The 14,345-nt window shown below is 54.9% G+C and carries 9 protein-coding genes and 1 tRNA gene; 3 read left to right on the top strand and 7 right to left on the bottom strand.

Annotated elements, in window-relative coordinates; all coding sequences use genetic code 11:
- Positions 1–7: 7 nt before the first annotated feature.
- A complete protein-coding gene (locus tag CCY01nite_RS10150) occupies positions 8–685 on the bottom strand; it encodes a response regulator transcription factor (protein WP_146860262.1) in 678 nt (225 codons plus the stop codon).
- A gap of 141 nt (positions 686–826) precedes the next feature.
- Here CCY01nite_RS10150 and CCY01nite_RS10145 point away from each other — a divergent pair.
- The 3 genes from CCY01nite_RS10145 (at position 827) to CCY01nite_RS10135 (ending at position 2,460) form a co-directional block, all read left to right on the top strand.
- A tRNA-Ala gene (locus tag CCY01nite_RS10145) sits at positions 827–899 on the top strand.
- Positions 900–997: 98 nt separating this feature from the next.
- Positions 998–2,002 (top strand): class 1 isoprenoid biosynthesis enzyme, encoded by a 1,005-nt coding sequence (locus CCY01nite_RS10140; RefSeq protein WP_146860260.1) that lies wholly within the window; start codon positions 998–1,000, stop codon positions 2,000–2,002.
- Between the two features lie 53 nt (positions 2,003–2,055).
- On the top strand, positions 2,056–2,460 hold the full coding sequence (locus CCY01nite_RS10135) for a response regulator (protein ID WP_146860258.1): 405 nt from the start codon (positions 2,056–2,058) through the stop codon (positions 2,458–2,460).
- A gap of 6 nt (positions 2,461–2,466) precedes the next feature.
- On the opposite strand, the gene CCY01nite_RS10130 is transcribed toward CCY01nite_RS10135, so the two are convergent.
- The 6 genes from CCY01nite_RS10130 to CCY01nite_RS10105 all read right to left on the bottom strand — a co-directional run bounded on the left by CCY01nite_RS10130 (position 2,467) and on the right by CCY01nite_RS10105 (position 14,318).
- Positions 2,467–3,288: a CheR family methyltransferase gene (locus CCY01nite_RS10130; RefSeq protein ID WP_222614336.1), complete on the bottom strand. Its 822-nt coding sequence runs from the start codon at positions 3,286–3,288 to the stop codon at positions 2,467–2,469.
- Between the two features lie 9 nt (positions 3,289–3,297).
- Positions 3,298–6,864, bottom strand: a complete 3,567-nt coding sequence (locus tag CCY01nite_RS10125; protein WP_146860254.1) for a response regulator — start codon at positions 6,862–6,864, stop codon at positions 3,298–3,300.
- Between the two features lie 8 nt (positions 6,865–6,872).
- On the bottom strand, positions 6,873–8,399 hold the full coding sequence (locus CCY01nite_RS10120; protein ID WP_146860252.1) for a response regulator: 1,527 nt from the start codon (positions 8,397–8,399) through the stop codon (positions 6,873–6,875).
- 184 nt (positions 8,400–8,583) lie between these two features.
- Positions 8,584–9,684, bottom strand: coding sequence for an efflux RND transporter periplasmic adaptor subunit (locus CCY01nite_RS10115; protein WP_146860250.1), 1,101 nt, complete (start codon positions 9,682–9,684; stop codon positions 8,584–8,586).
- The gene (locus CCY01nite_RS10110; protein ID WP_146860248.1) at positions 9,668–12,907 is read right to left on the bottom strand and encodes an efflux RND transporter permease subunit; all 3,240 of its coding nucleotides are present in this window, start codon (positions 12,905–12,907) and stop codon (positions 9,668–9,670) included. Before CCY01nite_RS10110 ends, CCY01nite_RS10115 begins: the two co-directional genes overlap by 17 nt.
- 10 nt (positions 12,908–12,917) lie before the next feature.
- Positions 12,918–14,318, bottom strand: coding sequence for a TolC family protein (locus tag CCY01nite_RS10105; protein ID WP_146860246.1), 1,401 nt, complete (start codon positions 14,316–14,318; stop codon positions 12,918–12,920).
- Positions 14,319–14,345 lie beyond the last annotated feature (27 nt).

Here is a 14,345-nt window from a genome sequence, read left to right as displayed (position 1 = left end):
TGATCTTTTATGGCACTTCCATTTTATACCCCATACCGTATACCGCCTTAATATGATCCTTCCATCCGGCCTGGCTCAGCTTCTTCTTCAGGTTTTTCATGTGTGCGTAGATGAAATCATAATTATCGAACAGCCCGTCCCCGTCACCGGAAAGATGTTCCGCAATGGCGTGTTTGGACACCACGCGGTTCTTGTTGGCGAGGAGGTACAGCAGCAGGTCATACTCCTTGCGGGTGATGTCTACCATCTGGCCGTTGATCCGTACGGAGCGGGCCTGCGTATCCAGCCGGAGGCCGTCCGCTTCCAGCGCGGTATTGCCCGCGAAGCGCCGGCGGCGGATCACGGCGGCAATGCGCGCGCCCAGTTCCGATAAATGGAACGGCTTGGTGAGGTAATCGTCCGCCCCCAGCTGCAGGCCATGAATACGGTCGTCTATGGAGTCGCGGGCGGAGATGATGATCACGCCGTCCGTTTTATGATCGTCTTTCAGCGCCTTGAGCACCTGCAGACCATTGCCGTCAGGCAGCGAGATGTCCAGCAGGATGCAATCGTACTCGAACGTTTCTATCCTGTTCATCGCTGTTTTGCAGTCCGGCGCTATCTCGCAGGTATAGTTCTCCGCCGCGAGATAGGTGGCAATGCTTTTGCTGAGCGCCTGTTCGTCTTCGATGATAAGAATCTTCATATTTTGTATCGGGGCATTAATTTACAGAAAAATCCATTGATGGCCGGAGCGGGACGGCGGACAGCCAGCAGCGGCGGCGGCAGAAATATTTTTTGTTTTATCGAAAAACCGCCTAAATTTGCACTCCATTCAAGCCATTTCGGGGGATTAGCTCATCTGGTAGAGCGCAAGCATGGCATGTTTGAGGTGATCGGTTCGAGTCCGATATCCTCCACAAAAAGCGGGAAGACTGATGTCAAAATCGGGTTCCCGCTTTCTTTTTTTCCACCGTTATTCCTATTTTTCGCCTTCAAAGGTCCCTACAACACATCGATGCAACGTCACACCGTCAGTCTTTATAAAGTTATCCGCCACCTGAACAGGCTCCGGCAGCGCTTAAAGGAGCAGGACGAATATGTCCGCCTGCATTTGCCCACCTTGCTGAACGCCCTTGAAGCCGGCCAGCCCGGGCAGTTTCCCGCCTCTGCCGTAAAGCGGGTGACGAAGTACTGGCAGCTGGCGCTGAACGTGGTCTGCAACAACCTCTACCATCTTGCCGGCAGGGAACTGCGCGAAGACGAACATCACAGGATCCTGCTGCTGAGCATCTTCGGGCCGTTATACGATGACCTGTTCGACGATAATATCCTGAGCCACGAGGCCATCGAAGCATTTACGCTGTACCCCGAAAAGCACCACCCGCAAAGCTTTGAAGAGCATGTAGCCCAAAAGGCATACCTGCAGCTGCTGGAACTGTCGCCGGACCGGGAGCTGGTCATCCGGCACCTGCACAATGTTTTCATCTGGCAAAAGGCTTCCCTCCGCCAGATGAGCAGTGACATTTCAGAAGAGGAACTGTACCGGATCACCTATGAAAAAAGCTATCATTCGGTATTGCTCTTTTGCTCCGTGCTGGACCACTATCCGGCGGACGACATCCTGAAAATGCTCTATCCCATGGCCGGCCTCCTGCAGCTGACCAATGATGCTTTTGATGTGTATAAGGACGTGAACAGCGGCATCCACACGGTGCCTAATTTTTACCGGAATTTCGACAAGCTGCAGCAGCAATTTCTAACAGATGTGGCGGCATTCAACCGCATGCTGCGCAAAATGCCCTTTTCCCGCAAAGCGAAAGGCGCCTACGGCATTACCATCCACGCATTGCATGCCATGGGCTGGATGGCCATTGCGCAATTGAAGATCAACACCGCCGGCGTATGTTCCATGGAAGAACTGGCCGCGCTGGGAAGAAAAGCGCTGGTCTGCGATATGGATAACCTCCGGCAAAAAATGCGATGGGTGAAACAGGTGAAATACTTTGTCAATTATCATTGAGCCGGGAGGATTCCATGTTTTTTTGTATCTTCCGTCATTATTCATGAAACCCGATGAGACAAAAAAACACATGCTTACTGATTGATGACGACAAGGACGACCAGGAAATATTCAAGCTTGCGCTGCAGGATATTAACCAGGACGTGGTTTGTTTTACAGCGGATGACGGCGTAGAGGGGCTGCGGTTGCTGCAGTCAGATCAGAACTTTTTTCCTTCCTATATTTTCCTGGACCTGAACATGCCGCGTATGACGGGGAAAGACTGCCTCTGCGAGATCAAAAAAGACGCAAGGCTGGCCGGCATTCCGGTGGTGATCTACTCCACCTCCTCCGACCCGAAAGATATCAGCGATTCCAAAAGGCTCGGCGCCAGCGACTATGTGGTGAAACAATTTAGCATCTCCTCCCTCAAAACCATCCTGGAGCAATATTTCAACGAAGAAAAACAAATGGCGTAACCCGATTTAACCCATTTTACGCCAGATCTTTTGCCGGTCCGGCAACTGTTTGTATTTACGTGCTATCACCGAATATTTCAGGCTTTCCTTCGCCCCGAGCGCCAGGAACCCCAGCGGCTCAAGGCTCTCGTCAAACAAACGCAGCACACGGTTCTGCAGCTCCTTGTCGAAATAGATCAATACGTTCCTGCACAATATCAGCTGAAATTCATTGAAAGACCGGTCAGACACCAGGTTGTGGGTAGAGATCACCATCCGCTTCGTCAGCTGCTCGTCGAACTTCGCCCAGTCGTATTTCGCGGTGTAGTTCCGGGAGAAATCGGAGCGCCCGCCGGACTGGATATAATTCTCCGAATACTGTTTCATGAAGCGCAGCGGGAAGATGCCCTTGCGCAGCTTTTCCAGCACGGCGGGATTGATGTCCGTGGCATATAACAGCGAGCGTTCCAGCAGGCCCGCTTCCTTCAGCAGGATAGCCATGGAATAAACTTCCTCGCCGGTGGAGCATCCCGCATGCCAGATGCGGATAAAAGGATAAGTCGCCAGCACCGGCAGCACCGTTTCCCGCAGCGTACGGTAAAAATGCGGGTCGCGGAACATCTCCGTGACGTTCACGGTCACCTCCTCCACGAAATACCGGAAATAAGCCGGATCTTCCCGCACCCGCAGCCGGAAGTCCAGGAAACCGGCAAACCTGTTCAGCGAATACAGCCGGTTGATACGGCGTTTCAGCGAGGGGCGCGCGTAATCATTGAAATTATACCCGTAGATATCATGTATGTCCTGTAGCAACAGGGCGATCTCTTCATCCTTCAGCTCGTATTGCACAACAATATTTTATTTGCCCGTATCGTATAACCATACCCGTAATAGCGACAACAGCTGGTCGATGTCCACCGGTTTGCTGATGTAATCGGAGGCGCCCGCGGCAATGCATTTCTCGCGGTCGCCCGTCATGGCCTTGGCGGTGACCGCAATAACGGGCAGCTTTGAGAACCGTTCATCCGATTTGATCATCCGCGTGGATTCATAGCCGTCCATTTCCGGCATCATCATGTCCATCAGCACAATATCCGTTTCCGGGTGCTCACGCAGGCGCTCGAGCGCCTCACGGCCGTCCACCGCGGAATGCACCCGCATGCCATGCGCCTCCAGCGCTTTTGTGAGGGAGAAAATATTCCGCACATCATCATCCGCCAGCAGAACGGTCTTCCCTTTCAGCACCTCTTCCCGCACGCCGAGTTTCGGCTTGGCCGCCTCTTTCCGCTCTTCCACAAGATGCAGGAAAAGCGACACTTCATCCAGGATGCGCTGGTAGGAATTGGCGACCTTGATCACGATGGAATCCGCATACTGCTTGATGCGCAGCTCTTCCGATTTGGAGAGGCGCTTGCCGGTAAAGATGATGATGGGCACATTTTCCAGGCCGGGCGAGCGTTTTACTTCATCCAGCGTATCGTAAGACCGCTCGCCGGCAATGCCCATGTCCAGTATCACGCAATTCACTTCCTTCTGCCGCAGCGCTTCCACGCTTTCCAGGATGTTCTCCCGGATCTCCGTGTTCACCTTGTAATTGGAAAGATAGAAGGCCAGCGCTTTGGCGTGCTTCATATCTTCTTCCACGATCAGCACCTTGCGGGGATTATTATGGAGCATGAACTCGATCTTCGTAAAGATGTCGTCCATCATCTCGTATGCCACCGGCTTGTCGATGAAGTCTACCGCGCCTTTGGACAGGCTCTTGAACCTGCCCTGGAAGGAAGACATCACATGCACGGGGATGTGGCGGGTGAGTGGATTGCTTTTCAGCTCTTCCATCACCTCCCATCCGTCTTTCACGGGCAGCTGTATGTCCAGCAAGATACCCTGCGGCCTGTATTGCAGCGCAAGACCGGCGGCTTCGTCGCCCCGTACGGTCACCACGCCTTTATATCCCCGCTGCCGGGTAAATTCCAGCAGCGCCCTGGCGAAGCTGGTATCGTCTTCCACGATGAGGATCACGCGGTCTTTCTGCGTGATGGAAGCCCGGTCGTCTTCCACCTGTTCCGGTATCACCTGGCTCACGAAACGTTCCCTTTTTGTTTCCGGCAGCGGCTCCGTTTTTTCCTGCGGCTGCACGGTAAAGGCGGCGGCCGCGGCGCGCGTGGCGGGGATGCTCACAGTGAACTCGCTGCCTTTCCCGGGCTCGCTCTTCAGGGATATCTCCCCGCCCAGGAGCTTCGTCAGCTCGCGGCTGATAGACAGCCCAAGGCCGGTGCCGCCGTATTTGCGGCGCGTGGAGCCATCGGCCTGCTGAAAGGCTTCAAAGATGATCTGCTGCTTGTCCCGCGAAATACCAATACCGGTATCCTTCACGGTGAACATCACGGTGCTGCGCTGCTCCGGCATAGACACCCGCAGCTCCACATATCCCGTGGCGGTAAACTTCAGCGCGTTGGACACCAGGTTGCGAATGATCTGGTCCAGCCGCAGCTTGTCCGTTTCAATGATGCTGTATACGTTATCATCCGCCTTTACCCGGAAGTCGATCCCCTTTTCCTTCGCCACCGGTTCAAACAGCGACCGCATGTCCTGCATAATATCTTCCACGCTCACATCACTGTACACCAGCTCCATTTTGCCCGCCTCGATCTTCGAGAGGTCCAGTATCTCGTCTATCAGCGACAACAGGCCCTTGCCGGAGTTCTGTATCACGCTGGCATATTCCACCTGCTCCTCCGTCAGGTTCTGCTGGCTGTTATCTCCCATGAGGCGGGACAGCAGCAGGATGGAATTGAGCGGCGTGCGCAGTTCGTGCGACATGTTCGCGAGGAATTCTGATTTGTAGCGCGTGCTCTGTTCCAGTTCCTCCGCCTTGCGCTGTATTTCAATATTCCTTTCAAACACAAGCTGGTTACGTTCTTCCAGCAGCCTTGCTTTTTCTTCCAGCTCTTCGTTCGCTTCCAGCAGCTCTTCCTGCTGCACTTTCAGCTCTTCTTCGGATGCCTGCAGCTTTTCTGTTTGCGCTTCCAGTTCGCTGTTGATGTTTTCCAGCTCGTTATGCTGCGCCTGCAATTCTTCCGATTGCGATTGCGTTTCTTCCAGCAGTTCCTGCAGGCGCCGGCGGTTCTTCACGCCGTGCAGCACGGTGCCGATGCTGGAACCGATCGCTTCCAGGAAGGCGAGGTCGTTTTCGGAAAAAGGCCGCAGCGACGCCAGCTCTATCACGCCTTCTGTTTTGCGTTCATGGTGCAGCGGGATGGCAACGATGTTGCGGGGTTTTACGGCGCCGGTGGCGTGGCTGATGACCAGCAGGTCTTCCGGCACGTTTTGCAGATGCATCATCTGGCGGCTTTCCGCGCATTGCCCGGCCAGGCCGTCGCCAAAGGGTATCACGGGTTTTACATGCTTTCCGTCTACCGCATACCCGTCCAGGAAATGCAGCGCGGAGCCTTCTTCCACCATATAAAATGCGCCGGCATGGCTGCCGGTGTAAGTCACTACAAAATCGATGATGCTCCTGGACAGCAAAGGCAGGTCATATTCTCCGAGCATCTTGTCATGCAGCGTGGTAACGCCTGTTTGCAGCCATTCCTTGCCTTCCAGCAGGCCGAAGGAATATTCCAGGGAAGACGCCATCTTGTTGAGAGAAACGGACAGGTTGCCAAGCCCGTCTTCCCCCACTTCCTGCGCGCGGGTGGAATAATCCCCCGCGGAGATCCTGTTTGCAATATCGCGGATGATACTGATGCGGCGGCTGATATCTTCGTCCTTTATTTCCAGTTCGCGCCGCAGCTGCCGTTGTTTCTTGAAATCATTGTTCACCTTCACAAAGAAGGTAACGGTGATGAGCAGGGACAGTACAGTGGCGATGATCAGGAAGGCCGGCGTGGATGCCGCGAATTTGTTCATGTTCTCCGTTCGCTCCTTCATCAGCTGCGTTTCGCGGGCCTTCATCAGCTGTACCAGCTGATCCACCTGCTCCATGTAAACCCTGCCTTCTTCAATATCGCCTACCGTCAGTACCGCGCCGTTTTTCTTTTTATCGATATTCGATTTTAACACATTTGCGCGTAACATCACCTGTTCCAGCAACTGGTCGGCTGCGGCCGTCTGCACCGGATTGTCAATCGTCATTTCTTTTACCCTTGCGATGTTGATGCGGATGCTGTCTATCGCTTTCTGGTAGGGCACCATATAGGTTTCATTCCCGGTGATGATATACCCGCGCTGGCCGGTTTCCGCATCTTTCAGGCGGAGGAGCACGCCATCCAGCCTGCGCAGCACGTCATTGGTATGGTCCACCAGCCTGGCGCTTTCTACCAGGTTGCGGATGCTGATGTACGATGCCACTGCACTGAATATCAGTAATAGCAGGGAAAACCCAAAGCCGATGATGAGATTCCGCTGGAATGTAGACTTCATTTCTCTTTTTATAATTGATTGACAGGTAAAACCATGATAAATGTGCTGCCGTTGCCCGGCTCGCTCTGGGCGGTGATCAGCCCGTTATGCGTGTCTATGATCTTCTTGACGATGGCCAGCCCGATGCCGGTGCCTTCATATTCGTTGCGGCCATGCAGGCGCTGAAATATCTCGAATATCCGGGTGCGGTAGGTGTCGTCGAAGCCGATGCCGTTATCCGACACGGTGATGCGGTACCAGGCTCCTTCCGGCGCCGCCTTGCTGTCCGTCGCGCGTTCTTTCACCCGCTCTCCGCGGATGTGAATGAGGGGCTGCGTTCCCGCGCGGGAAAACTTGATGGCATTGCTGATAATGTTCTGGAACACCTGCCTGATCTGCGAAGGGATCACCTCCAGCGGCAGCAGCTCGTGCACATGAATGAGCGCCTGCTTCTCCGCAATGAGCAGCTCCATATCGTCCATGATCTCGCGGATAACGGTGTTGATGTCTGTTACATGAAATATGGAGGTAATGGAAAGTTTCGAATAATCCAGCACGTCCGTGATGAGCTTGTTCATGCGCTCCGCGGAATGCATGACCCGGTTAAGGTAATGCAGCGCTTCCGGCTGCTCCTCTCCTATCTTTCCGCTGATGAGGTTGCTGAACACCTGTATTTTCCGGAGCGGTTCTTTCAGGTCATGGGAAGCAATGTAAGCGAACTGCTGCAATTCATGATTGCTGATCTCCAACTCGCGGTTGGCCTGCTGCAGGGCCAGCGTTCTTTCGTGCACGCGGTTTTCCAGCAGCTGGTTGATCATTTTCTGTTCGTGGATGTCTGTAAAGATGCCTACCCATTTTACAATACGGTCGTCTTTCCGCACGGGCGTCATGCTGAGCAGGTGATAACGGTATTCATTCCTGCCGATATGCCTGATCCTTACTTCATTGACCTCCTGCACGCCGGAAGCCAGCGCCACCCGCACGCAATCCGCTACGGCAGGGCTTTCGTCCTCCGCTTCAGGAAATACGGACTTGTCCGCCGCATACTCGTACCAGTACCTGTTCACGAATTCTATTTCACCGGCGGCGTTCAGGGTAAAGGCGATCTGTTGAATGGATTCGAGAATGGAGCGCAGTTCCTCGAGGCTTTGCCAGAGCGCTTCCTGCGTTTCGTTCAGCGCGCGCGTTTGCTGGTTCAGGCGGTAAAAAGTGCTGACCTTCAGCAGCAGGATGTCCGGATCAAATGGTTTGGTGATATAATCGATCGCGCCGGAAGTGTATCCTTTTGCAATAAACCGCTTCTCTACATTAACGGCTGAAAGAAAGATGATGGGAATGTCTTTTGATTTGCTGTAGCCGGTGATCGCCTCCGCCACTTCAAAGCCGTCCATACCCGGCATTTGCACATCCAGGATGATCAGGAAGTAGGTATTCTTCAGAATCTTGCGCAGCGCCTCTTCTCCGGAAGACGCCGTATCTACTTTAAAATTGTTGATCTCAAGCAGCTTCTGGAGCGAATAGATATTATCGGGACGGTCATCAACTATAAGGATCATAATGTGCGGCAATTTATCTAAATTTCATACTACTTTACTGTAGATTTACCTCCACACTTATATAATTCATTATCAATTGATTAACCCCACTTTCAGCATTGGCATAATTTATGAAACAGCCATAAAAAAAGGGAACGGTACCTATCACCGTACCGCTCCCCGCACATTCCAGGTTATTGATCCGTTACTTCTTCTGTGTGATCTTTGATCCGTTCCTTATTTCATCGTTTGCTCTTTCCACAAGTATGTCGCCGGCTTCGAGGTCGCCGAATATTTCTGTCTTTCCTTCCGCGTCCCGGCCTCTGCGCACGTTCACCCATTCCGCTGTGCCGTTCTTCAGCCGCACTACAAATACTTTTTCGGTGGAGCTTACTACGGCAGTCGTGGGCACTACGAACACGCTGTCCTTATTATTCAGCGGAATGTTCACTTCCGCCACCATGCCGGGCAACAGTGTTTTGTCGTTGTTCTGCACGTCCATTTCAATCCGCTGCGAGCGCAAACGGCTGTCCAGCGCGCCGGAGAGGCGGTTAATTGTACCGTTGAACGCCCGGCCGGGCATGGAGCGTACGGTAAAGCTGATGGCTTTTTCACCGGCGAGATAGGCGGTGTATGCTTCCGGTACGGCTACCACGAGGCGCAGCTTCCTTTGCTGCTGCAAAGAGAAAAGCGGGAACTCGGAACCTTTACCGGAAGGGCCTACATAAGCGCCGGCGCTTACATTCCGGGTGCTGATCACGCCGTCGAACGGCGCGCGTATCTCCAGATAATTCCGCGTGTCCGCAATTTCGCGGTAAGCTGCTTTCGCTGCTTCCTGCTGCGCATAATCGGATTGCTGTTTGGCGAATGCCAGGTCAAGGTCGTTCTGTGAAACAGTGCCCGGCGTCTGGCTGGTCTGGTACAGGCGGTCGTAATTGGCCTTGCTGGCGAGGTATACGGCTTCCTGCGAGCGCAGCCGTGATTCCGCGCCGGCCAGCTGCGCGTTCATTTCCGGCGCCTCCATCGTAGCCAGCAACTGCCCCGCGCTAACGTTGGAGCCTACGTCCACATACAATTTTTTTACAAAGCTGTTCACCTTCGCATAAAGATCTACCTGCTGATAAGCCACCAGCTCACCGGGGATACGCAGCGATGCGGAAAAAACGTCTTTCTTCAGCGTAAACATGCTCACCGCGTTGGCGGCAACGGTTTCCGCGGGCTTGTTGTCCGGCTTGCTTTGCGAAACGCCGCAACCAGCCAGCAGAACGGCGGCGAACATGATCTGTATGCTATTGTTTGTTGTCATACAAAGAAGGTATATAGTGTTTACTGTCTTTATTTTCAGGATTGAGGGATACGGATACGATGGATGCTTTTTTCTGCACCCATGCGAACACCAGCGGCAGGATGATCAGCGTTGAAAACGTAGAGGCCACCAGCCCGCCGATCACGGCCCGGCCCAGCGGAGATACCTGGTCGCCCCCCTCTCCATGGCCGATCGCCATCGGGATCATACCGGCCACCATCGCCAGGCTCGTCATCAAAATGGGCCGCATGCGCAGCCCGGCCGCTTCCTTCGCGGAGGCCAGCGAATCGCCGTTGTGCCGGCGCAGATGCTCGGCGTTGGTGATCAGCAGCACCGCGTTGGATATGGATACGCCTACGGACATGATGATGCCCATGTACGATTGCAGGTTCAGCGTGGAGCCGGTGAGCATCAACATCAGCAGCGAACCGAGGATCACTGCGGGTACGGTGGTGAGCACTACAAAAGAAACGCTGAAGGACTGAAAGTTGGCCGCCAGCATGAGGAAGATCACCACGATCGCTATGATCAGGCCGGATTGCAGGCTGGACAAAGTTTCGTCCAGCGTGTTGGACATGCCTACCAGCTCCATCGAAAGGCCGCGCGGCAGCTCGCCCAGTGAAGCGATGGCGGCTTTCACGTCTTCGCCCGCCGTGCCGAGGTCTTTATTATTCAGGTTGGCGGTGACGGAGATCATCGGCATGGCGCCGAGGTTATCGTTTTCGCCGTAGGTGGTATCTTCTTTGATCGTGGCGATATCTCCGAGCAGCGGGCGGGAGGCGTTGCGCATCAGGGGTATCTCGCTGATGTCGTGAATGCTGTTCATCTTGTTTTCCGGCACCAGCACCTGCACGCTGTAGCTCAGGCCGGCTTTTTCATCCACCCAGATATTCTTTTCCGTTAAGCGGGAGGATGAGGTGGATGCGATCAGCGAGCGGGAAACGTCCGTCATGTCCACACCCAGCTGCGCGGCGCGCGTGCGGTCTACTTCTATTTTGATGGCGGGGTATTTGGTGGACTGCATAAGCTGTACATCGCGCATGTAATCTATCTCCCGCAGCTTCGTCATGATCTTCTGCGCATACTCCTCATTCAGCTTTTTATTTCTTCCGGTGATGCGTACTTCCACCGGTGTGGGCGAACCCTGGCTGAGGATCTTGTCCGTCAGCTCGATCGGCTCGAAAGATAATTGCAGGTCAGGTATTGTTTCCTTCAGCCGGGCGCGGATGCGTTCTTTCAGATCATCCAGATCTGTATGAAAATCTTTACTAAGCGCTACCTGCACCACGGCTTCATGCGGACCGGGCATGAACAGGTAGATGGGGCTTACGGAGAACAGCGAAGGGTGTTGCCCTACGTACGACGAGCTGATGGAAACGTTCTCTTTGCCTACGAGGTCTTCTATGCTGTGGATGGCGGCGAGTGTTTTTTCTTCCGTGCGTTCCATGCGCGTGCCTTCCGGTGCGCGCAGCCTTACCTGGAACTGGCCGCCGTTGGTTTTCGGCAATACATCACGCCCCACGTTCATGAGCAGCAGTGCGGCAATACCGCTGATGATCAGCAAATACGCGATCACAACGGGTTTGCGGTACGGCAATATGCGGGTGATGAAACGGATGAAGCGCGCCCTGAACCGTTCGAACCGGCTGATCTTGCCGTCGTTGTTGCTGTCCGCGCGCTCCACGAGTACTTTCTTCTGGTCCCAGGTGTCGCTTTCATCCAGCTTTGACGGGAGGTGATGTGGCTTGTGCCCTTTCATGATCCAGTTGGCCATCACGGGCACAAAGGTCTGCGACATGAAGTAAGACGTGATCATGGAAAAGCCGATCGCGAGCGCCAGCGGCAGGAAGAGCGAACCGGGAATGCCTTTCATGGTGAAGGCCGGCGCAAATACCGCGAGGATGCAGAAGAGGATCAGCAGCTTGGGGAACGCGATCTCTTTACAGGCGTCCCAGATGGCGAGGGCTTTGGGCTTGCCCATGTCCAGATGCTGGTGGATGTTCTCTATCGTTACCGTGCTTTCATCCACCAGGATGCCGATGGCGAGTGCAAGACCGCTCAGCGTCATGATATTGATGGTTTGCCCGAAGAGGTTCAGGAACAGTACGCCGGAGATGATGGATACGGGAATGGTGAGGATCACGATGAGCGCGCCCCGCAGGTCGCCGAGGAAAAGCACGACCATGAGGCCCGTCAGCACCGCACCGATGATGCCCTCGCTCACGAGGCTTTTCACGGCGTTCATTACGTAGGTGGACTGGTCGAATTCGTAGGACAGGGTTACGTCTTCCGGTAGCTGGCTTTGCAGGCGCGGGATGGATTTCTTCAGCGTCTGCACCACTTCCCAGGTGGAGGCGTCCGCGGATTTCGCTACGTTGATGTACACGGAGCGGCGGCCGTTCACGAGGGCGTATCCTGCTGCGATGTCCGCCCCATCTTCCACGGTGGCTACATCGCGGAGGTAGAGGGTTTGCACGCCGCCTTTGAAAAGCGGGATGTTCTCAAAGTCTTTTATGTTTCGTATAGTGGTGTTCGTTGGTGTGATGTAGTTTTTGTCACCGATGCGCACGTTGCCGGAGGGGGCGGTCTGGTTGTTCAGGCGCAGCGCTTCCACCAGCTGGTCCGGCGTAAGGTTGTGCACGCGCAGCAGTTCCGGATCGGCTTTGATGACCACGGTGCGGATGTTGCCGCCAAAGGGCGGCGGCGCCACCAGGCCGGGAATGGACGTGAAGGAGGAACGCACGTACACGTTCGCCATGTCCATCAGCTCGTTGTTCGTTCGTATCTCGCTGCTGAGCACCAGCTCGCCCACCGGCAAAGTGGATGCGTCAAAACGAACGACGAACGGCGGCTGGGAACCGGGCGGAAAGATGGCCTGTATCCTGTTGGAGTAGGCGGAGACTTCGGCGGCGGCCTGTGCCATGTTGGTGCCTTCGTAAAAGCTCAGCTTCATCAGCGTGAGGCCCTGGATGTTCTTTGTTTCGATGGACTTGAGGCCGTTCACGAACAGCAGGATGTTCACATAGTTCTTTGCGAAGAAGGCTTCCATCTGGTCGGGCGTATAACCGCCGAAGGGATGGGCGATGTACAGCACCGGCATGTCCAGCGCCGGAAATATATCCACCTTGATGTCCCGCACGGATTTGATACCGAAGAAGAACAGCCCCGCTACAATTACGAGGATGGAGATCGGTTTTTCCAGTGCGCTTCTTATGAGTCCCATTGTATGTCTGTTAGAATTCGTTGATAAATAGTCCGAAGTTGCCCGCGGCGGCGGCTTTCAGCAGCAGCGCCTGCCACACGTTGCTGTAGGCGATGTCCCGGTCCGTTTCCGCGCGGCTCACGGTGTACATGGCCTGGGTAACGTCTACCAGCGTGCTGAGCCCGTTCCTGTAGAGAACGGATTTCTGAAGGTAGGCGTCGGAGGCGGCTTTGATCTGCACGGCGGCTTCGCGGTAGTTGTCCAGCGCATTTTTGATCTTCACGTCCGCCAGCACCAGCTGCGCTTTCAGCTGCTGGTCCACCACTTCCATTTCATTTTGCAGCGCTTTGGAGGTGAAGCCCTGTACGGCGGACTGCTGCCGGACGCGCAGCGGGCTGGTCAGGTTCCAGGTGACCCCGATGCCGAACAGGTAGTTGCTGCGCGTGGGGTTGATGCCGTCCCAGTAATTGTGCGTAAAGGCCGTCTGATCTGTGGCGTATTGGGAAGAAAAGCCGGAGGCCCGTGTTTGCAGTACGCTGAAGAAAGAGAACGCCGGGTAATTGAGCGTTCGGATATATTTCTCCTGCTTCTGGCTGAGCCGGATGCGGCTTTCGTAGTATTGCAGATAGGGATGGCCGCTGCTGTTGAGTGTAACCGTATCCGTTATAACGGCAGGGAGGCGGGTGATGATAGAGCTGTCCAGCACAAAATCCGCGGGGGCAACGCCCATCAGCTGCGCCAGCAGGTTGGCCTGTTCCTTTTCCAGGTCCCGCGCTTTGGTAAGCGTGATACGGGCGTTGGATGCTTCCGCGCTCGCCAGCGAAGAGTCCACCCCGGCGATAAGCCCGTTGTCTGCCCGCCGCTTCACAATGGCGCGGAAGGTATCCGCGCGTTCCAGGTTGCGCTCCCAGGAGCGGATGAGGCGCTGTGCGGCCAGGAGGTTCAGGTAAGCGCCGGCTACTTTCACTTCGTGCCGGAACTGCTCCTGCTGCCAGTCCAGCTCATCACGGCGCGCGAGCGATTCCGCCGTTCTGATCTTTTCCTTCATTCTGCCAAAGGCAAAAAATTCCCAGTTGATGTTGGCGAGGTACAAAGCGCCGAAAGCGGCGTTCCAGTTCTGCTCCGGCAGCGGAAGGCCGGAAGAAGCTACGCCGAGGCCGCCAAAGCCGTACAGCGGGCCGTTCTGGCCGTTAACGGTACCGTAATCCTGCTGTGCGGACACGCTCAGGTTGGGCAGGTAGTCCCGCCGGGACTGCAGGACGGCGGCTTTGGATGCGTTGAGATAGTTGGCTTTGGCCTTGATGGTTCCGTAATTGTTCAGTGCCGTTTGCACTGCATCTTTCATGGTCAGCACCTGCGCTTGCGCAGAACAGGTATAACAACAAAACATGGCGAGCAGGAACAAACGTACCGGATGTCGTTTAGTCATCATGTGCGAATAAGCAATTTTTGCATGGCG

It is taken from the genome of Chitinophaga cymbidii (genome assembly GCF_007992715.1).
GTDB classification, from domain to species: Bacteria; Bacteroidota; Bacteroidia; order Chitinophagales; family Chitinophagaceae; genus Chitinophaga; species Chitinophaga cymbidii.
Note: the sequence above shows the minus strand (reverse complement) of the source record. Positions and strands in the feature narration are given on the sequence as shown.

What these genes read in the sequence shown, in the direction of transcription:
- CCY01nite_RS10150 (WP_146860262.1), bottom strand. Translation starts at nt 685, where the DNA reads ATGAAGATTCTTATCATCGAAGACGAACAGGCGCTCAGCAAAAGCATT.
- CCY01nite_RS10140 (WP_146860260.1), top strand. Translation starts at nt 998, where the DNA reads ATGCAACGTCACACCGTCAGTCTTTATAAAGTTATCCGCCACCTGAAC.
- CCY01nite_RS10135 (WP_146860258.1), top strand. Translation starts at nt 2,056, where the DNA reads ATGAGACAAAAAAACACATGCTTACTGATTGATGACGACAAGGACGAC.
- CCY01nite_RS10125 (WP_146860254.1), bottom strand. Translation starts at nt 6,864, where the DNA reads ATGAAGTCTACATTCCAGCGGAATCTCATCATCGGCTTTGGGTTTTCC.
- CCY01nite_RS10120 (WP_146860252.1), bottom strand. Translation starts at nt 8,399, where the DNA reads ATGATCCTTATAGTTGATGACCGTCCCGATAATATCTATTCGCTCCAG.
- CCY01nite_RS10115 (WP_146860250.1), bottom strand. Translation starts at nt 9,684, where the DNA reads ATGACAACAAACAATAGCATACAGATCATGTTCGCCGCCGTTCTGCTG.
- CCY01nite_RS10110 (WP_146860248.1), bottom strand. Translation starts at nt 12,907, where the DNA reads ATGGGACTCATAAGAAGCGCACTGGAAAAACCGATCTCCATCCTCGTA.
- CCY01nite_RS10105 (WP_146860246.1), bottom strand. Translation starts at nt 14,318, where the DNA reads ATGATGACTAAACGACATCCGGTACGTTTGTTCCTGCTCGCCATGTTT.